Source organism: Nocardia noduli, assembly GCF_019038455.1.
GTDB classification, from domain to species: domain Bacteria; phylum Actinomycetota; class Actinomycetes; order Mycobacteriales; family Mycobacteriaceae; genus Nocardia; species Nocardia noduli.
Genome location: NZ_JAFMPL010000013.1, coordinates 1 through 18,747 on the forward strand (window position 1 = coordinate 1; position 18,747 = coordinate 18,747).

Below are 18,747 nucleotides of genomic sequence, written 5' to 3' on the forward strand. Positions count from 1 at the left end.
CCGTCATCGGCGTGCCCGACGAACGGATGGGCCAGGTCGGACGCGCCTACATCGTCGCCGAGCAGCCGATCACCGAGGACGAACTCATCGAATGGAGCCGCGACCGCATGGCAGGCTTCAAGGTCCCCCGTTCGATACGTTTCCTCGACACCCTGCCGTTGAACGCCACCGGCAAGGTAATGAAAAACCAGCTGCGATAAGCGCGAACCGACGGCGGCGCTGGAGCGGGTGAGCACGCTCCAGCGCCGCCGCTTTCGCGACGCCGGTCGGACCGCCGGTGGTGCGCCGACCAACGTAGTACCCCGAATTCTTCTCGCGCAGAAAGCGATTCCCCATGACGGACTTCTCCGACTTCGACGCGCTGCGAGCGGCCGTCGGCACCGAGATCGGCACCGGCGACTGGTTCGAGATCGACCAGTCGCGCATCGACGGATTCGCCGAGGCGACCGACGACCGGCAGTGGATCCACGTCGACGCCGAACGCGCGGCGCGGGGCCCCTACGGCGCGACCATCGCGCACGGCTTCCTCACCCTGGCACTGCTCGCCCCGATCACCCAGCAACTGATGTCGGTGGGTTCGGCGCGCATGGCGATCAACTACGGACTCGACAAGGTCCGCTTCATCAGCCCGGTGCTCGTCGGCAGCCGGGTGCGCGGCACCGTCACGCTGAACTCGGTGACCGACGTGCCGGGCGGCGTGCAGGCCGAACGCACCGTGACCATCACCGCGGAGGGCGCCGAGAAACCCGCCTGTGTCGCGGTGCATCTGGTCCGGTACCTGAGCTGATCGACGCCGCGCTCGGGCGCCGGATCACCGGTCCTGAGCGCGGTTCTCGACCGCTCGGTGCAACAGCACCGGGGTGAGCGTGCCGATCCCCCGGATCTCCGCGCACGCCATATCCGTCAACCGGAAATCCGGGTGCCCAAGCAGTTCGGCGGCCAGCGCCGGGGCGATCACGACGCCGCCCGGCGCGGCGAGCGCGGTGAGCCTGCTGGCCAGATTGACGGTATTGCCGAAGATATCGCCGAGTTGATGGTGCAGCGGCCCCCACGCCGCGCCGACGCGCAGACCCGGAATATCGGGATCGGCGGCGAAGGCCCTGGTCAGGCGCGTGCAGATCTCCGCGATTATCACCGGGGAATCGGCGGTGAACAGGATTTCGTCACCGAGCAGTTTCACCACGCTGCCGCCGTATTCCGACACCACGTCGATGCTGCGGTGTTCGAATCGCGCCACCACCCTGAGCAGGTCGGCGGCGCGGCGGTCGCGACTCAGTTCGGTGAATCCGACGATATCGGCGAAGCCGACGCCCGCGTCGCGACCCGGCGGGGTTTCCGAGCCGGGATCGAGCATATCCATCGCGTCCTCGAGCTTGCGCCGCCACAGTTGCCCGAGCATCCATTGCACCTCGGGAATCCGCTCGGCCAGCGCCGCGGTCGTGTCGAGGGATTCCGGGGCGCGCAGCATCTGGCCCGCGACGATCTCGGCCTGGAGACGAGCGAGCTGGGAGATGGATCTGGCGAGTACGCCGACCAGGTGCAAGGACTCTGTCTCGTCGACCAGCCCCCGGTCGGCGTATCCGGTGACCAGACGAACCAGATCGACGTCGGAGGCCGCGAAATCGACGCTGGCGTCATCGACCCGCGGATAGCCGAGCGCGCGCAGGTAGCGCCTGCCGCGCTCCACGGGCACGCCGACGGCGGCGGCCACCTGATCGGCGGTGAGATTGCGTTGTTCGCCGAAGGTTCCGACCACCGGATGCCCTCCGGGTCCGATCGGCTCGCGGTCCGGCTCGTCGCGCTCCGCCGTACGGGATTCGGCCCCCACCATCCGATCCTTCTTTCCGGTCCGTGACCCGAGCGCCGCTATGCCGACCGACCGACACTCGCGAGGATGTCCTCGTGGCGGTGGTGTCCGCCGCAGGATACGCACAGCGCGTCGTTCTCCGCACCGCGCAGGTGTTCGAACAGCGGCGAGTATCGCCAGAGCGCGGCGAAACCGTTCGCGGTGCCGATATTTCCGGCCAGCAGGGCCTCGTGCGAGGCGAACGGGCAGGCGTACACGTCACCGGTCGCGTCGATCAGGCACGCGATCCGGCCCGCGCCGCATCCGACCGCCGTCGGTCCGTGATCGTCGGCGGCCACGTCGCCGATCTCGCGCTGCCTGCGCCGCACATCCAGTTCCCGACCGACGCTCTGGCGGGGTTCGTACCACGGCCGTCCGGTCCGGCGGGACGGGCGGGGGCTCGAGGTGCGCAGGCGCGCGCCGAACAGGTCTGCGACGGCGGCCATCGCGTCGAGTTGTCCCATATTCCGCTCGGTGAGAACCACGTCGACCGCGAAATCGTAGACACCGGAGGAGTAGAGCAATTCCATGGCGCGCACGGCCGCGCGATAGGCCCCCGCGCCGCCGACCGGATCGTTGGTGGCCTCGGTCGCGCCGTCGAGGCGGATGCGCACGTCGACGTAGCCGTTACCCGCGATGCGTCGCGCGGCCTCGGGGGTGAGGCGGCGGCCGTCGGTACGGAAGCCGACACCGATGCGCCGCGCGCTCGCGGCGTCGACGATGCGCCAGAAGTCGGTGCGGACCATCGGCTCGCCGCCGACGATGTCGAGGTACGGAACGCCCATGGCGTCGAACTCCTCGACGAGCCCCAGGCATTCCGCGGTGCCGAGTTCCCGTACCGCCGTGGACGGGAACACCGCCTCCGACGCTTCGTGGTCGTGGGTCAATTCCCAGCTGACGCGGTGCGGCGCCTCGGGCCGGTGTCCGAGTTGTCCGACCACGGGTGGTGGTGCGCTCATACCGGCCTCCGTCGTGGTTGGGCCGCCGCGTCGCCGGGCGGCGCGAGCGGAAATGTCATTCTCCAATAACGGTAATCCTATTTCAATCAAGGGACAAGGCCCATGCCCCAACGGGATTTGCGACCATTGCTCGCATATATGTCGACCAGCCGGGCACCTGGGGTGTATGGTCGAGGACACGTATGAGAGTGACATTCTCTTCAATGAAGACTTATCATCTCGAAACTTTTCCAATCTCGAACCGGTGGAGCGCAGCCCCCACGCAGCCCCATGAACACCGAGGAGTCACGTGAACATCGACGACCTGATCCTGGTGAGCATCGACGACCATGTCGTCGAGCCGCTCGACATGTTCGACGGCCATGTTCCGAAGAAGTACGCTGACTACGCACCGAAGGTCGTCGTCGACGACAAGGGCATCGATCGTTGGATCTACCGGGACCGGCCGACCGGTGTCGCCGGGCTCAACGCCGTCGTCACCTGGCCCGCCGAGGAATGGGGCCGAGATCCCGCGGGTTACGCCGAGATGCGACCCGCGGTCTACGACGTGCACGCGCGGATTCGCGACATGGACGTCAACGGCGTGCTGACCTCGATGTGCTTCCCCACCTTCACCGGCTTCAGCGCCGGGCACCTGAGCCGTGGCGGCCAGGACGAGATCACCGTCGCGATGATCGAGGCCTACAACAACTGGCATATCGACGACTGGGCCGGCGCGTACCCGGGCCGTTTCATCCCGATCGGCATCCTGCCCATGTGGGACCCCAAACTCGCGGTCGCCGAGATCGAGCGGCTGGCCAAGCGCGGCTGTCATTCGGTGACGATGCCGGAGCTGCCGCATATCGACGGCCTGCCCAGTTACCACGACCTCGAGTACTGGGCTCCGGTGTTCCAGGCGCTGTGTGACAACGACACGGTGATGAACCTGCACATCGGCCAGGGCTTCGGCGTGCTGAAGCTGGCGCCGGACGCCCCGATCGACAACCTGATGGTGCTCGCGCCGAGCATCTCGCTCATCGCCGCGCAGGATCTGCTGTGGGGCCCCGCGTTCCGCACCTACCCGAAGCTGAAGATCGCGCTGTCCGAGGGCGGCGTCGGCTGGATCCCGTTCTTCCTCGATCGCTCCGACCGGCACTACACCAACCAGCGCTGGCTGCGCCGCGACTTCGGTGGCAAGATGCCCAGCGAGGTCTTCCGCGAGCACGTGCTCGCCTGCTACGTGACCGACCGGACGTCGCTGAAGTACCGCCACGACATCGGGATCGACAACATCGCGTGGGAATGCGACTACCCGCATTCGGACTCCCTGTGGCCCGGCGCCCCGGAATTCGTGCTCGAGGAACTCGAGCACGCGGGCGCCGACGACAGCGACATCAACAAGATCACCTGGCAGAACGCCTGCCGTCACTTCAACTGGGACCCGTTCGCGACCGTCCCGCGTGAGCAGGCCACGGTGGGCGCGCTGCGTGCCAAGGCGACCGACGTCGACATCTCGACCAAGTCGCGCGCGCAGTACGCACTGGAGTACACGCCCAGCGCGAGCTGAGTCGTACGACGAATGCCCCGGTCGGAGCTTCTCCGACCGGGGCATTTCGCTGTTCGCCGTCGCCCGGTTACCCCGATCGGGACAGCGAAAACCCGGCCGGAGTATTCCGGCCGGGTTCTGTCACGGCATCGCCCGAGGCGGGCGAGCGGTCTCAGCGCGAGGTATCTCCGCTCGGACCTTCCAGGATCGTCACGGCGGCCACCGCGGTGGGCCCACCGACGTTGTGCGCCAAGCCGATACGCGCGCCGTCGACCTGGTTGGCCGCGCTGCCGCGCAACTGCTCGAACAGTTCCACGCATTGCGCGACACCGGTTGCGCCCGGCGGATGCCCCTTGGCCTTGAGGCCGCCGCTCGGGTTGACCGGCAGCGCGCCACCGAGCGCGGTGACGCCGGATTCGATGAGTTTGTACCCCTCGAACCGTTCGGCGAAGCCGAGGTCCTCGTAACTCATCAACTCGATGCCGGTGAAGAAATCGTGCACTTCGGCGACATCGATGTCGGACGGTCCGAGGCCCGCCATCCGGAACGCCTCGCGCGCGGCGCGGACGGTCGCGGGGAAGGTCGTCATATCCCGCTTGTGCTGGTGCATCACCGAATCCAGGCCGAGGCCGACACCGCGGACCCATACCGGCCTGTCGGTGTAGCGGTCGACCACGTCCTCGGCGGCGAGGATGAGCGCGGCGGCGCCGTCGCTCTGCGGCACACAGTCGTAGACGCGGAACGGATCGGCCACCACGGGGGCGTCGCGCGCCTGTTCCATGGTGATCTCGAAACGTAGTCGCGCCTTGGGATTCCGCGCGCCGTTGTAGTGGTTCTTCACCGCGACCATGGCCATGTGCTCATGCGTCGCCGGGGATTCGTACAGGTAGCGATTGACGTGCAGGGCGTACCCCGCGTGCGGGAACAGGCCCAGCTGGGAATCCCAGGCGCGGTCCCAGGTCATGGGCTGCCACTCGCCGAGCAGATCCTTCTGCGCCGTCTCGCGCAATTTGTCGGCCCCGATCACCAGGGCGACGTCGACCGCACCCGATGCCAGCGCGTACAGCGCGTTGCGCACCGCGTCGTTACCGGTCGCGCAGGAGTTCTGGATATGGGTGACGGGCAGGCCGGGCAGGCCGAGCGCGTCGGCGAGCACCCCGGACGGGAAACCGTCGGTCGATCCGAGCGCGCCGAACCAGGCGGCTTTCAGATCGGCGGTGTGGAACCCCTTGTCGACCGAGGCCGCGCATTCGGCGAAGGCCATCGGCAACAGATCCTTGATGCCGAGTGCGAAATGTTCGGCGAAGGGCGTCATCCCCGCGCCGACGATGGCCACTTTCCTCATACCGCCTCCGGTTCCGGTTCGAACGCGTATCCGTAATCGGGGACCCCGGCGCGCACGGCGACGCGGCGCAGCACCATCCGACCGCGGTCGCCGATGCCGACGGTGCCGGGATCGGCACCGGTCACCTTGGCGACGGCACGCACGCCGACTTCGTCGAGTTCCACGATCACCAGCGAATACGGACTCTTCACGCCGGGTACCGGAATCCGCACCGTCGTCTCGGAGTACACGACGCCGGTACGCGGGAGCGGCACCAGGGTGTAGTCGGTGCTCAACAGCCCGTCGGGCCCGATCCGGTAGCGCGGCGGGAAATCCAGTTCGTCGCTACCGGGATGCCTACCGGCTTCCCACCGGACCTTGGCCTCGAAGGCGCGCTCGTAGGCGGCCAGCGACAGCGGAAGATCGGCGCCGGGCACGGTGACGCCTTCGGGCAGCGCCCGCGCGGGCTGTTCGTTGCGCCGGACGTCGGCCGCGCCCGCGACGACGGTGACGCCGGAAAGATTCGCCTGCTCCACTCCGACGAGCAGTCCTCCCGTTTCCCATTCGGCCATCGTGGCCAGGGCGAACAGGCTCGAACTCGCGCCGAGCGTCGGCAGTTGCGGCGGCGGACTCAGGCACAGCGCCGACGCCTGTTTGTGGTCGACGCCCGCCACCGCCACCGGGGTGTCGAGCCAGGCCGCCGAGAGCGAGGCCATGAGTCCACGCTCGTGCAGCAGCCGCGGGTCGCCGTAGTCGTGCACGGCCCCGACCGCGTTGCGGGTGCGCACGGGAAGACTGCGCGTCACCCTGGCCGCGGTGCGGACCTGGATGCCGCCGCGGTCGGAGACGTAGGCCGCCACCGCGCCCGCGGGTTCCAGATCGACGCCGATCACGATGGTGCGCGGCCGCGCCGAACTCAACGCGTCCAAGGTCGCGGGAGCGCCGCCGAGGCGTTCGATCACCTCGAGCTCGGGATCGAGCCCGAGCCCGGCCAGCAACACCGCGGCATTACTGCTGTCCATGAGCGGCAGGTCCCGGCTGACCAGGACCACCCGCTCCACCGGCTCGCCGTGCGCTGCCGCCGCACGGCCCGCCTCGACCGCCAGGGTGACCGCGTCTTCGTCCTCACCGGGCACCCTGCTGCGTCTACTGCCCCAACAGGGCAGATAGGTCCCGATAGACGTGACAAAAGGCATCGGTCACCCCTTTCCCGAGCTAAGACACCGCGCCCGCGGTCTTCAGCTCGATAATGCGATCCCAGTCCATACCCAGTTCGAGCAGAACTTCTTCTGTGTGCGCCGCGAATTCGGGGCCGGGCCGCAGCTCGGGCGCACCGACATCGAATTGCACAGGGCTGGAGACCAATTCCAGTTCACCGGCCTGCAACAGGTACTCGTTCGCCCTGATCTGGGCGTCCGATCCGACCTGCAACGAGTCCTGAACGGGCGCCCACGGCCCCGCGAGGGTCGCGAACCGCTCGGTCCATTCTGCCAGAGTGCGTCCCTTGATCACCTCGCGCAGGATCGCCACCGCTTCGGCGGTATTCGCCGAGATGGCGGCGGAATCGGCGAAACGCGGATCGTCGATCAGTTCCGGCCGATCGATGTGACGGCACACGTCGGCCCAGAACTTGCCCGGCTGGAGCATCACGAACGACAGGTACCGGTCGTCGGAAGTGGCATAGAGCCCCGACAGCGGGTTGGTCGGCGCACCGTGGGCGCCGGGAACCGGCGCGATCATCGGCTGTTTCTGCTGTGCCGACAGCGCGATGGTGTGGCCGAGGGCCCACAGTCCGCTACCGAGCAGCGACACGTCCACGACCGAGGTCTCCCCCGTGCGCTCCCGCTTCAACAGCGCGGCGGCGATGCCGCCCGCCAGGTTGGTGCCGGAGATGGTGTCACCGAACGCGGGTCCCGGCGGCTGGATCATGCCGTCGGTTCCGGGCGGGGTGATCGTGGCGGCGACGCCGCCACGGCACCAGAACGCGGTCATGTCGTAGCCACCGCGCGTGGACTCGACACCGCGCGGACCGAGCGCACTGCCACGGGCGTACACGATATTCGGGTTCACCGCGCGGATGTGCTCCACGTCGATGCCGAATTTGGCGCGCGCCTGCGGCAGGAAACTGGTCAGGAAGACATCGGCCTTCTTCGCCAGCTCGAGGATGACCTCGCGGCCTTCGGCCACCGTCATATCGATGCCGATACTGCGCTTGCCGCGATTGGCGTGCTCCACGTTGGGATTCGGGTCGCCCTCGACGGTGAAGGCTCCGATGCGTCGCAGGCCGCGTTGCGGATCGCCATTGACCGCGTGTTCGACCTTGATGACCTCGGCGCCCCAGTCGGACAGGACAGCGCCCGCCGACGGGACGAACCCGTACATCGCGACTTCGAGGACCTTGATGCCTTCCAGCGGCTTGCTCATCCCAGAACCTCGGCAAAGGTCTTCAGCTCGAGGAATTCCTCGAGACCTTGACGGCCCATCTCCCGTCCGATGCCCGACTGCTTGTAACCGCCGAAGGGAGCGTCGGCGGAGAAGTAGTTGCCGCCGTTGATGCTGAAGGTGCCGGTGCGCACGCGGCGCGCCACCGCCTTCGCCCGCTCGGCGTCGGCACTCATGATGCCGCCGGACAGACCGTAGATGGAGTTGTTCGCGATGCGGACCGCGTCGTCCTCGTCGGTGTAGGGGATCAGCGCGATGACCGGCCCGAACACCTCTTCCTGGGCGATCTCGCTGTCGGGATCGACATTCGCGAGCAGCGTCGGCTTGTAGAAGAAGCCGGGATCGACCTTCTCGCCACCGGCGACGAGGGTGGCGCCCGCGGCGACGGCGCGCTGGACGATGCCGTCGACCTTCTCCCGCTGACGCTCGCTGATCAGCGGTCCCATGTAGGTCTTGGGATCGCGCGGATCGCCGTAGCTGACGTGGGCGAACACGCCCGCGATCATCTGCGCCACCTTGTCGTGATCGGCGGCGGGCACGAGGACGCGGGTGGTCAGCGCGCAACCCTGTCCGGCGTGGGTCGCCACGCTGAACGCCGCGAACTGGGCCGACTTCACGTAATCGGCGTCGTCGAGCAGGATCATCGCGGACTTGCCGCCGAGCTCGAGGAAGACCTTCTTCAGGGTCGCGCTGGCCGCCGCCATGATCTCGCGGCCGACCGGGGTGGATCCGGTGAAGGTGACCACGTCGACGTCGGGATGGGTGGTCATGCGCTTGCCGACCTCGATATCGGAGGAGGTCAGCACATTGACCACGCCCGCCGGGATATCGGTCTGCGCGATGATCTCACCGAGTGCCAGGGTCGACAGCGGGGTGTCGGGCGCGCCCTTGAGCACCACGGTGCAACCGGCGGCCAGCGAGGGCGCCAGCTTGGCCAGCGCGAGCTGGTGCGGGTAGTTGTAGGCGGCGATCGCGGCGACGACGCCCGCGGCCTCCTTCTCGACCCAGCGGTGATGCTGCTGACCGCGGATCTCGATATTGCCGAGGTCCTCGCTCCACTCGAAGCCCTCGAGCAGCCCCGCGTAGTAGCGCACGATCTCGAAGGGGACCTCGAGCTGATTGCCGTGGGTCAGCGCGCGCGTGGCGCCGACCTCGGAGATGGTCAGCTCGCGCAATTCCTCGACGTTGTCGCGCAGCGCTTGGTACAGCTGGTTCAAGCAGCGTGCCCGCAGCTCGTGATTCGTCGACCAGTCGGTGGTGTCGAAGGCGCGTCGCGCCGCCGCGACCGCCGCGTCGACCTCGGCCACGGTGGCCTCCGGCGCGTAGCCGTACACCTCGCCCGTGGCGGGATCGAGCGAGGCGAGCGTCTGCTCGGTCTCGACCAACTGCCCGTCGATCAGTAGCCGCCGCGTCACCGCTACTGCCTGTTCCTGCGTTGACATCCCGTCTCCTCGCTAACAATGGAAATTACATTCTCGCTTCCGGAGAATGTAACATTCACAATGCGGAACTGTAGCAATAATCGACATCACGCGACAGCCCGCCACGCTCTCCATTCCGCTTGGCGACCGTTCAGCAAGCAGGCGACTCTTGCGAAGGTGTTCCGTGCGAGAGTACGGTTCTCACAACCGGAAGGGAGATTCTTGTGTTCGACACTACACTCGCCCCGGTCCCCGAAGGGGCGGCGCGCGACACCCGCGCGATTTCGTCCGGCAACATGGTCAACGGAGAGAGGTTCCAGGCGTGAAGACGGCAGTGGTCACCGGAGGCGCGTCCGGAATCGGTTTGGGTATCGCGGAGCGTTTGCGCAGCGACGGATTCCACGTCGCCACGCTGGATCTGAATCCGCCCGCCGAGGACGACTTCGCCTATCGGGCCGACGTCACCGATCCCGAGCAGATCGGTCAGGCACTCGACGCCATCCGGGCCAAGCTGGGGCCGGTCACCGTCCTCGTGAATTCCGCGGGTCTCGACGGCTTCAAGCGATTCCAGAACATCTCGTTCGAGGAATGGAAGCGCGTCGTCGACGTCAACCTGCACGGGGTCTTCCACTGCGTCCAAGCGGTTCTGCCCGACATGCTGGAAGCGGGATGGGGTCGTATCGTCAACATCTCCTCGTCGAGCACACATTCGGGTCAGCCGTTCATGTCGCACTACGTTTCCGCCAAATCCGCCGTCAACGGACTGACCAAGTCCCTGGCGCTGGAACTGGGACCGTCGGGCATCACCGTCAACGCGGTGCCGCCGGGCTTCATCGACACCCCGATGCTGCGCAAGAACGAGGAAGCGCGACGACTCGGCGGAACCGTCGAGGACCACATCCAGCGCACCCCGGTGCGCAGGGTCGGCACCCCCGCCGACATCGCCGCGGCATGCGCGTTCCTGATCTCCGAGGAAGCCGGTTACATCACCGGTCAGATCCTCGGTGTCAACGGCGGACGCAACACGTAAGACCCCGGCCCGCCCTACCGGGCGCGGACGGTGCAGCCCGAAACAGCAAGACGGAAAAGGAAGAACACCGTGAAGGTCCACGTCGATCAAGACCGCTGCCAGGGGCACACGCTGTGCGCGATGATCGCCCCGCAATCGTTCGAACTCAGCGATATCGATGGACACTCGTCCCCGGTCGACGAATCCGTCGCCGACGGCCAGGAGGAGCAGGTCCGCGAGGCCGTCCATTCCTGCCCCGAGCGCGCGATCTCGATCGACGAGTAGATCGGAACCGCTATGACCGTGGAGAACATCGCCGATACCGATCGCAAGCAGCCGCAATTCCACTTCGATCGTTTCGCGCCCGAATATCGGGAGAACTTCCAGGCGATCACCGACGAGATGCAGGGCGAATGCCCGGTCGCGTGGACCGAGACCTACGACGGCCACTGGGTCGCCGCGGGTAACAAAGAGGTCTTCGAACTCGCCCGCTGCCCGCACATGTCCAACGATCACGACCCGAACGGCACGGGGTCGGGCTACAAGGGCATCTCCATTCCGCCGCCGCCCCGCGCCAAGGGCATCCGCGCGGGCATTCTGGAGATGGACGAGCCCGAGCACAGGGAACTGCGTGCGGTGCTCAACCCGTACCTGTCCCCCGCCGCCGTGAATCGCTGGATTCCGTTCGTGGACGAGATCGTCCGGGCGTCGATCGACGAGAAGATCGAAAGCGGCCGTATCGATTTCGTCGACGAGCTGGCCAATATCACTCCGGCCGTGCTGACACTCGGCATGCTCGGTATCCCGCTGAACAAGTGGCAGATCTACAACGAGCCCATCCACGCCGCGGTGTACACCCACCCGGAAGATCCGGACTACCCCCGGATCGCCGAAATGCACAGGGCGCTCGGCATCGATCTGCTGACCAACCTCGCCGAGATCAGGCAGAGCCCCCGTCCCGGCATGATCGACGCGGTGAACTCGGCAAGGGTCAACGGCGAGCCGCTGCCCGATATGGAAATCCTCGGGATGCTCAGCCTGTTGATCGGCGGCGGTTTCGACACCACCACCGCGCTCACCGCGCATTCGCTGGAATGGCTGTCGGAGAACCCCGCCGAACGCGAGAACCTCAGCCGGGACCGCGATCTGCTGCTCAACTCGGCCACCGAGGAATTCCTGCGCTACTACTGCCCCGCGCCCGGTGACGGTCGCACCATCGCCGAGGATTGCGAGGTCGCGGGTACGTCGTTCAAGGAAGGCGACCGGGTGTGGTTGTCCTGGGCGATGGCCAACCGTGACCCCTCGGTGTTCCAGGATCCGGAAGAGGTCATCCTGGACCGCAAGGGCAACCGGCACTATTCCTTCGGTCTCGGTATCCACCGCTGCATCGGCTCCAACATGGCCCGTATGGTCTTCAAGCGGATGCTGGTGGCCGTGCTGGATCGGATGCCCGATTTCCGGTGCATCCCCGAGGAGACGGTGCACTACGACACCATCGCGATCATCCAGGGGATGCGGCATCTGCCCGCCGAGTTCACCCCCGGCCCGCGCCTCGGCCCGGGAATCGAGGAGACCTTGGAGAAGTTGCAGGTCGTCTGTGACGAGCAGCGGCTGGCCGAGCCGGTGACCGCGAACAAGCACACCGCGGAAATCTGACCGGACGACAACTGAAACACGCGCCGCGCGTGGCCGATCCGGCCACGCGCGGCTACCGGCTGCGACGATACGAGGAGGCACTGTGACAGAAGCGGAGAGTTCACCCGCGGCGAAGGCCGAACCGTCGGGGCGGCCACTGCCGCTGCTGAGTCTGGACACCGAGTTCTTCTGGACCTCGGGGGCCGACGGCATCCTGCGCATCACCGAATGCCGTTCCTGCGCGGCGCTCATCCACCCGCCGCAGCCGATCTGCCGCTACTGCCGCGGCCACGACCTCGGAATCCGCGAGGTCTCCGGTCAGGCCGTGCTCGCCGGTTTCACCGTCAACCACCGCTTCGCCCTGCCCGGCCTGCCGCCGCCCTACGTGGTCGCCCAGGTCGCGCTGGTCGAAGATCCGCGAGTCCGGTTGACCACCAACATCATCGACGCCGATCCCGACAGCCTGGAGCTGGGGATGCGCGTCGAGGTCGTCTTCCAGCAGGACGCCGACGTGTGGCTGCCGCTGTTCCGGCCGGTGGCCGATCAGCCCGAACTCGCGCCGCTGCCGGTGGACGAGATCGCCCCCGAGCGTTTCGGCGAATACGTGCGCCCGATGGTGCGCCAGGAGAAGTTCGAGGACAAGGTCGCGCTGACCGGTATCGGCATGTCGCGGCTCGGACGCAGGCTGATGGTCCCGCCGCTGGCGCTGACGGTCGAGGCGTGCGAACGGGCCGTCGCCGACGCGGGGCTGACCATGAACGATATCGACGGCATCGCCTCCTACCCCGGCGGTGGAAACGTCGGCGGATTCGGTGAAGGCGGCGTCACCGCGGTCGAGGCCGCGCTCGGCTTGCGCCCGACCTGGCACAACGGCGGTATCGAGACCTTCGGCCCCGGCGGTTCGGTGATCGCGGCGATGACCGCGGTCGCGGCCGGACTGGCCAACCATGTGCTCTGTTTCCGCACCGTATGGGAATCGACGTTCAACGAACTGATGAAGGCGGGTCGCATCCCGTCCTCGGGCGGACGCACCACCAGCTGGATGATGCCCTTCGGGGCGACCTCCGCCGCGCACACGCTCGCCCAGAACGCCCAGCGCCATTTCCAGCGCTACGGCACCACCCGCGAGACACTCGGCTGGATCGCGCTCAATCAGCGCGCCAACGCCGAACTCGAACCGACCGCGGTCTATCGCGACCCGATGACGATGGACGACTACCTCGGCGCCCGCTCCATCACCACCCCGTTCGGGCTCTACGACTGCGACGTCCCGTGCGACGGCGCGGTCGCGGTCATCGTGTCGGCGGTCGACGTGGCACGCGATCTCGCGAAACCGCCGGTGCTGGTCGAGGCCGTCGGCACCCAGATCGTCGAGCGCATCGAATGGGATCAGAGCACCCTGACCCACGAACCGCAGGTACTCGGCCCCGCCGCGCATCTGTGGACCCGTACCACCCTGCGTCCGGCCGATGTGGACGTCGCCGAACTCTACGACGGGTTCACCTTCAACTGTCTGTCCTGGATCGAGGCGCTCGGCTTCTGCGGGATCGGCGAGGCGAAGGATTTCCTGGAGGGCGGCAAGAACATCGCCCGCGACGGCACGATTCCGGTCAACACCCACGGCGGCCAGCTGTCACACGGGCGCACCCACGGCATGGGATTGCTGCACGAGGCGGTTGTGCAGTTGCGCGGCGAGGCCGGGGCACGCCAGGTCGGCGGGGCCAGGGTCGCCGTGGTCTCCAGCGGCGGACTGACCCCGGGCGGCGCGATGCTGCTCCGCACCGACTCGTGAGCGCGAGAATGTCGGTCTCCCTATGACACTCATCGAGTCCGACCTACGCTCGCTCGACGGTCCGGCCCCGCTGCCGGTCGTCGGCGAATTCGACGGCATCCCGGTCTCGGGTCTGCTGGCCGAGGCGCCCGCGCCACGCGCGGTGCTGATCGCCCTGCACGGCGGCGCGACCGATTCGACGTATTTCGACTGCCCCGGGCACCCGGAACTCTCGCTGCTGCGCCTCGGGCAACGCCTCGGCTACACCGTGCTCGCGCTCGACCGACCCGGCTACGGCAGTTCCGCGCCGTTCACCGAGGAACTCACCCCCGCGCAGCGGCGCGTCGATCTCATGTACGGCGTCGTCGACTCGCTGCTGGCGAATCGCGAACGCGGCGCGGGCGTATTCCTGATGGCCCATTCGGCCGGTTGCGAACTCGCGCTGCGGATGGCGAGCGCGGATCGCGGCGCGGATCTGCTCGGCCTCGAGCTGGCCGGGACCGGACGCAACCATCACCCGAAGGCCCAGGAAGTGCTGTGGGGGCCTCGATCCGAGGGCGGTCGCAGGCCGATCGGGCTCGGCGGACTGCTGTGGAAGCCGCGTCGGCTGTACCCGCCCTCGCTCGGCGGCGGGGCGATCTACGTGCCCGGCCCCAAGCTGGAGGCGCAGACCATCGCCGATTGGGCCGAACACCACTTCCCCACCCTGGCCGCGCGTGTGCGGATCCCGGTGCGCTACACCGCCGGTGAGTACGAGGCCATCTGGCGCAACGACCCGGAGGAAGTGGCGCGTATCGGCGCGCTGTTCGAGGCGGCGCCGCGCGTCGTGCTCAACCTGCAACCCAATACCGGGCACAACGCGAGCCTGGGCTATACGGCGGCGGCATACCACCTGAAGGTGCTTTCCTTCGTGGAGGAATGCGTTGTCGCCGCGACTACCGGAGAATTCACCGGACCGACAACACAATTCGACGGCGGCGACAGCGCGGCCAGGGAGGTCAGGTAATGGAGGTCACCGATATCGCGCCGCTGCTGCTGCGGCTGGTCGTGGGTGTCACGATGATCGCGCACGGCGCGAATCACTGGATCGGCGGCGGCAAGATCGCCGGAACGGCCCGGTGGTTCAGCGGACTCGGGCTGCGCAACGGCGTGCTACAGGCATGGCTGAGCGTCATCACCGAGATCGGCGCGGGCGTGCTGCTGATCGTGGGACTGTTGACGCCGTTCGCGGCCGCCGCCGTCATCTCGGTGATGCTGGTCGCCGGACTGCTCGCGCACCGCAAGAACGGCTTCTTCGTCTTCAAGGAGGGCTACGAGTACGTCCTCGTGCTGGCCGTGGCCTCGCTCGCGCTCGGCTTCTCCGGACCGGGATGGCTGTCGCTGGATCATGCCGCGGGCATCGAGATCACCGGCTGGGCCGGTGGCGCGGTCGCACTCGGCGTCGGCGTACTCGGCACCGCGGGCCTGCTCGCCGTGTTCTACCGCCCCGCTCCCGCGAGCCCGGCGCCCGAACCCGCGAGTGCCGCACCGGAAACCACCGTCAGCGAGGAGGCGCACTGATGCGCGTCGGATTCATCGGATTGGGCAGCCAGGGCGGCCCGATGGCCCGCCGGATCATCGAGGCGGGCCACCCGACCACGCTGTGGGCACGCAGGCCCGCGTCGCTGGAGCCCTACGCCGACACGGCGGCCGACACTGCCGAATCCCCCGCCGCCCTGGCGGAGAAGAGCGATCTGGTCTGCCTGTGCGTGGTCGGCGATGCCGACGTGCGCGAGGTGATCACCGGCGAGAACGGCATCCTGGCCGGAATCGCGCCGGGATCGATCATCGCCGTGCACTCCACGGTGCACCCGGACACCTGCCGTGATCTCGCGAAAACAGCCGCGGCACAGGGTGTCGAGCTGATCGACGCCCCGGTCAGCGGTGGCGGCCCCGGCGCCGCGGCGGGCACCCTGCTCGTGATGGTCGGCGGGTCGACCGAAGCCGTCGAGCGCAGCCGACCGATCTTCGAATCGTATGCGAATCCGATCGTGCACCTCGGTGACGTCGGCGCCGGGCAGGTCACCAAACTGCTCAACAACCTGCTGTTCACCGCCAATCTGGCGACGGCCAAGAGCGCACTGGATCTGGGCACCTCGCTCGGCCTGAGCCAGGAACGCCTCGGTCAGGTCATCTCCAACGGCACCGCGAACAGCTTCGCGCTCGGACGCATCGTCGACGCGGGCGGCACGCTGGACCGGCTCGCGGCGCACGCGGGCGATCTGCTGCTCAAGGATGTCGGTCTGGTCGCGGCCCTGGCCGCCGCGGCGGATGTCACCCCGGGAATCGTGCTCGACGCCGCCGACGCGACTCTGGGCTTCATGGATCGTTCACGTTGAGGGAGACAGTCGGCATGCGTATCGGATTCGTTGGCGCCGGGCGGATGGGCCGCCCGATGATCGAACGCCTGGCCAAGGCCGGGCATACCGTGCGCGCCGTCGGCCGCTCCGCCGAGACCAGGGCCGCGCTGGCCGAAACCGGCGCCGAACCGGTGGCGTCGGTCAGCGCCGCGGCCGCGGGAGCGGAGGCTCTCGTGGTGTGTGTCTTCACCGACGAGCAGGTCCGCGAGGTCTGCCTCGACGGTTCGCTGCTCAGTGATCTGCCGCGCGGTGCGGTGCTCATCGTGCACACCACGGGTAGTCCGGCGACCGTGGCCGCTGTCGCCGAGGCCGCCGAGCAATACGGGGTCGAGGTGGTGGACGCACCGGTCAGCGGCGGGCCGCACAATATCGCCGCGGGCAAGTTGACGGTTTTCCTCGGCGGATCCGAGGAAGCGGTCGCCCGCGCGCGAGAGGTGGTGTGCGCCTACGCCGATCCGGCGGTGCACGTCGGCCCGCTCGGGTCGGGACAGCGGGTCAAACTCGTCAACAACGCGTTGTTCGCGGCGCAGATCGGCCTCGTGGCCGACGCCGTCCGCCTCGGCGAACAGCTCGGGCTCGACGAGGCGACGCTGCTCTCGGCACTGCCGCACGCCAGCAGTAGCGGTCGCGCGCTGCTCAGCGTGGCGAGCAAGGGCGCGGTGGCGCAGTTCATGGCCTCGGTCGGTGAATTCCTCGGCAAGGATGTCGCCGTCGCCAGGGCGCTCGTCGCCGAACTCGGCGGAGACCTGGGAATTCTGGAGGCGGCCATCGACGCGGGAGTCCCCGCGCACGATCCGGCCTGACCGCTCGGAAAGCCTTCTCGGGGCGCGGGTTCCGCTTCAGATGACGCGGGATTCGCGCCCTTCCCAGTAGCGTTCGCGCAGCAGTCGCTTGTACAACTTCCCATTGGGATCGCGCGGCAGCTCGGTGACGAAATCGACCGTGCGCGGGCATTTGTACGAGGCCAGTTCCGCACGGCAGAACTCGATCAGTTCCGCGGCCAGCGCGTCGTCGGCCAGCGCCGGATCCACCGCCTGGACAACCGCTTTCACCGCCTCGCCCATCTCCTCGTCCGGTACGCCGATCACCGCGACGTCGGCGACGGCCCGATGGCCCGCCAGCACGTTCTCCGCTTCCTGCGGGTAGATGTTCACTCCGCCGGAGATGATCATGTGCGCCTTGCGGTCGGTCAGATACAGGTAGCCGTCCTCGTCGAGGTAGCCCATATCGCCGATGGTGCGCCAGCCCTTCGGATGGGCGGCGGCCGCGGTCGCGTCCGGATTGTTGTGGTACTCGAAGGGTCTGCCGCCGCCGAAATGGACGACGCCGACCACGCGCGGGCCCACCTCATTGCCTTCGGCGTCGACGATATGGCATTCCTGCATGGGCTTGCCCACCGAACCGGGATGACTCAGCCAGTCCCGCGCGCCGATGTAGGTGGTGCCGATATCCTCTGTGCCCGAGTAGTACTCGCTGATGATCGGTCCCCACCATTCGATCATCCGATGCTTGACCGCGACCGGGCACGGCGCGGCCGAGTGCACGACATCCACCAGACTCGAGCGGTCGAAGCGGGCGCGGCGCTCGGCGGGCAGCCGCAGCATCCGCACGAACATCGTCGGCACCATCTGGGTGTGGGTGACTCGGTAGTTCTCGATCAGATCCAGGCATTGCGCCGGATCGAAACGCTCCATCACCACGACGGTCGCGCCGAGCCGTTGCCACGACATCGAGAACACCAGTGGCGCGCCGTGATACAGCGGCGCGGGCGAGAGGTACACGCCGTCGCCGGTGGCGCCGGAGATCAACAGGCCGCGCGCGATCTGCACGGGCGCGGCGGTGGGATCGCCCAGCGGGGTGGCGGGCAGTTGTTTGCGCACGCCCTTGGGACGGCCGGTGGTGCCCGAGGAGTAGAGCATCTCGCGGCCCTCGCACTCGTCCGCGAGCGGACCGGCGGCGGTGGCGGCGAGGATGTCGTCGTAACGCTCGAAACCCGGCAGGTCACCGTCGACGGTGACGCGTACCGGGATATCGGACAGATCCAGCCCGGCCACCACATCGGCCATGGCGGCGCTGGTCACCAACGCGGTCGCGCCGCTGTCGGCCAGGATGTATTGGACCTCGGCCGGGCGCAGATGCCGGTTGACCGCGGTGTAGTAGAGCCCGGAACGCTGTGCGGCCCAGGCTACTTCGAGATAGGCGCGGGTGTTCTCCAGCAGGATGGCGATATGGCCGCCGACGCCGAGGCCACGTTCGCGCAGTGCCGTGGCGAACCGCAGTGAACGGTCCTCGAGTTGCGCGTAGGTGACCGTCTCGCCGCTGCTCGCCATGACGAGCGCGACCCGATCCGGGGATCGGGTCGCGTGCCACCCGAGCGTCGCTTCGGCATCACTCATGCCCGGCCGCTCATTCCGTG

The 18,747-nt window shown here is 67.9% G+C and carries 18 protein-coding genes; 11 read left to right on the forward strand and 7 right to left on the reverse strand.

The genetic code is table 11. The features are described from left to right. Together JZ792_RS10475 and JZ792_RS10480 are read left to right on the forward strand one after the other, a co-directional pair. The coding region (locus JZ792_RS10475) for an AMP-binding enzyme (RefSeq protein WP_438804321.1) at positions 1 to 200 on the forward strand (200 nt) is incomplete at its 5' end. 134 nt (positions 201 to 334) lie between these two features. After that, positions 335 to 787: a MaoC family dehydratase gene (locus JZ792_RS10480; RefSeq protein ID WP_216909371.1), complete on the forward strand. Its 453-nt coding sequence runs from the start codon at positions 335 to 337 to the stop codon at positions 785 to 787. Between the two features lie 24 nt (positions 788 to 811). Here the strand turns inward: JZ792_RS10480 and JZ792_RS42915 are convergent, their stop codons facing one another. Together JZ792_RS42915 and JZ792_RS10490 are read right to left on the reverse strand one after the other, a co-directional pair. Next, the gene (locus JZ792_RS42915; protein ID WP_216909373.1) at positions 812 to 1,828 is read right to left on the reverse strand and encodes an adenylate/guanylate cyclase domain-containing protein; all 1,017 of its coding nucleotides are present in this window, start codon (positions 1,826 to 1,828) and stop codon (positions 812 to 814) included. A 38-nt stretch (positions 1,829 to 1,866) separates the two neighbouring features. Beyond that, positions 1,867 to 2,805 (reverse strand): radical SAM protein, encoded by a 939-nt coding sequence (locus JZ792_RS10490; protein ID WP_216909375.1) that lies wholly within the window; start codon positions 2,803 to 2,805, stop codon positions 1,867 to 1,869. 289 nt (positions 2,806 to 3,094) lie between these two features. On the opposite strand from JZ792_RS10490, the gene JZ792_RS10495 reads away from it, so the two are divergent. Then, entirely contained in the window at positions 3,095 to 4,351 is a 1,257-nt protein-coding gene (locus JZ792_RS10495; RefSeq protein ID WP_216909377.1) for an amidohydrolase family protein, read from the forward strand. Positions 4,352 to 4,502: 151 nt separating this feature from the next. Here the strand turns inward: JZ792_RS10495 and JZ792_RS10500 are convergent, their stop codons facing one another. From JZ792_RS10500 to JZ792_RS10515, 4 genes are read right to left on the reverse strand one after another with little or no spacing between them, the layout of a single operon-like run. After that, positions 4,503 to 5,675, reverse strand: a complete 1,173-nt coding sequence (locus JZ792_RS10500) for a thiolase C-terminal domain-containing protein (RefSeq protein ID WP_216909379.1) — start codon at positions 5,673 to 5,675, stop codon at positions 4,503 to 4,505. Next, entirely contained in the window at positions 5,672 to 6,850 is a 1,179-nt protein-coding gene (locus JZ792_RS10505) for a Zn-ribbon domain-containing OB-fold protein (protein WP_216909381.1), read from the reverse strand. Before JZ792_RS10505 ends, JZ792_RS10500 begins: the two co-directional genes overlap by 4 nt. 19 nt (positions 6,851 to 6,869) lie before the next feature. Further along, entirely contained in the window at positions 6,870 to 8,078 is a 1,209-nt protein-coding gene (locus JZ792_RS10510) for a CaiB/BaiF CoA transferase family protein (RefSeq protein ID WP_216909383.1), read from the reverse strand. Continuing rightward, a complete protein-coding gene (locus JZ792_RS10515; RefSeq protein WP_216909392.1) occupies positions 8,075 to 9,538 on the reverse strand; it encodes an aldehyde dehydrogenase family protein in 1,464 nt (487 codons plus the stop codon). The genes JZ792_RS10510 and JZ792_RS10515 overlap by 4 nt, the downstream gene beginning before the upstream one ends. Before the next feature lie 301 nt (positions 9,539 to 9,839). Between JZ792_RS10515 and JZ792_RS10520 the strand changes: the two genes are divergently transcribed. From JZ792_RS10520 to JZ792_RS10555, 8 genes are all read left to right on the forward strand, one after another. Then, positions 9,840 to 10,547: an SDR family NAD(P)-dependent oxidoreductase gene (locus tag JZ792_RS10520; protein WP_216909394.1), complete on the forward strand. Its 708-nt coding sequence runs from the start codon at positions 9,840 to 9,842 to the stop codon at positions 10,545 to 10,547. Between the two features lie 69 nt (positions 10,548 to 10,616). Continuing rightward, entirely contained in the window at positions 10,617 to 10,811 is a 195-nt protein-coding gene (locus tag JZ792_RS10525; protein ID WP_109530409.1) for a ferredoxin, read from the forward strand. Between the two features lie 12 nt (positions 10,812 to 10,823). After that, complete coding sequence (locus tag JZ792_RS10530) at positions 10,824 to 12,182, forward strand: cytochrome P450 (RefSeq protein WP_216909397.1); 1,359 nt, start codon at positions 10,824 to 10,826, stop codon at positions 12,180 to 12,182. A gap of 136 nt (positions 12,183 to 12,318) precedes the next feature. Then, positions 12,319 to 13,953: a thiolase C-terminal domain-containing protein gene (locus JZ792_RS10535; protein ID WP_216909592.1), complete on the forward strand. Its 1,635-nt coding sequence runs from the start codon at positions 12,319 to 12,321 to the stop codon at positions 13,951 to 13,953. Between the two features lie 22 nt (positions 13,954 to 13,975). Then, the gene (locus tag JZ792_RS10540) at positions 13,976 to 14,938 is read left to right on the forward strand and encodes an alpha/beta hydrolase (protein WP_216909405.1); all 963 of its coding nucleotides are present in this window, start codon (positions 13,976 to 13,978) and stop codon (positions 14,936 to 14,938) included. Further along, complete coding sequence (locus JZ792_RS10545; protein WP_216909407.1) at positions 14,938 to 15,492, forward strand: DoxX family protein; 555 nt, start codon at positions 14,938 to 14,940, stop codon at positions 15,490 to 15,492. The genes JZ792_RS10540 and JZ792_RS10545 overlap by 1 nt, the downstream gene beginning before the upstream one ends. Then, positions 15,492 to 16,310, forward strand: coding sequence for an NAD(P)-dependent oxidoreductase (locus JZ792_RS10550; RefSeq protein WP_216909409.1), 819 nt, complete (start codon positions 15,492 to 15,494; stop codon positions 16,308 to 16,310). The genes JZ792_RS10545 and JZ792_RS10550 overlap by 1 nt, the downstream gene beginning before the upstream one ends. Before the next feature lie 14 nt (positions 16,311 to 16,324). Further along, positions 16,325 to 17,134 (forward strand): NAD(P)-dependent oxidoreductase, encoded by an 810-nt coding sequence (locus JZ792_RS10555; RefSeq protein WP_216909411.1) that lies wholly within the window; start codon positions 16,325 to 16,327, stop codon positions 17,132 to 17,134. 36 nt (positions 17,135 to 17,170) lie between these two features. On the opposite strand, the gene JZ792_RS10560 is transcribed toward JZ792_RS10555, so the two are convergent. Further along, entirely contained in the window at positions 17,171 to 18,727 is a 1,557-nt protein-coding gene (locus JZ792_RS10560; RefSeq protein WP_216909413.1) for an acyl-CoA synthetase, read from the reverse strand. Positions 18,728 to 18,747 lie beyond the last annotated feature (20 nt).

Coding starts and splice junctions, on each gene's coding strand:
- JZ792_RS10505 (WP_216909381.1), bottom strand. CDS start 6,850: ATGCCTTTTGTCACGTCTATCGGGACCTATCTGCCCTGTTGGGGCAGT.
- JZ792_RS10515 (WP_216909392.1), bottom strand. CDS start 9,538: ATGTCAACGCAGGAACAGGCAGTAGCGGTGACGCGGCGGCTACTGATC.
- JZ792_RS10540 (WP_216909405.1), top strand. CDS start 13,976: ATGACACTCATCGAGTCCGACCTACGCTCGCTCGACGGTCCGGCCCCG.
- JZ792_RS10555 (WP_216909411.1), top strand. CDS start 16,325: ATGCGTATCGGATTCGTTGGCGCCGGGCGGATGGGCCGCCCGATGATC.
- JZ792_RS10500 (WP_216909379.1), bottom strand. CDS start 5,675: ATGAGGAAAGTGGCCATCGTCGGCGCGGGGATGACGCCCTTCGCCGAA.
- JZ792_RS10510 (WP_216909383.1), bottom strand. CDS start 8,078: ATGAGCAAGCCGCTGGAAGGCATCAAGGTCCTCGAAGTCGCGATGTAC.
- JZ792_RS10530 (WP_216909397.1), top strand. CDS start 10,824: ATGACCGTGGAGAACATCGCCGATACCGATCGCAAGCAGCCGCAATTC.
- JZ792_RS10545 (WP_216909407.1), top strand. CDS start 14,938: ATGGAGGTCACCGATATCGCGCCGCTGCTGCTGCGGCTGGTCGTGGGT.
- JZ792_RS10550 (WP_216909409.1), top strand. CDS start 15,492: ATGCGCGTCGGATTCATCGGATTGGGCAGCCAGGGCGGCCCGATGGCC.
- JZ792_RS10560 (WP_216909413.1), bottom strand. CDS start 18,727: ATGAGTGATGCCGAAGCGACGCTCGGGTGGCACGCGACCCGATCCCCG.
- JZ792_RS10480 (WP_216909371.1), top strand. CDS start 335: ATGACGGACTTCTCCGACTTCGACGCGCTGCGAGCGGCCGTCGGCACC.
- JZ792_RS10490 (WP_216909375.1), bottom strand. CDS start 2,805: ATGAGCGCACCACCACCCGTGGTCGGACAACTCGGACACCGGCCCGAG.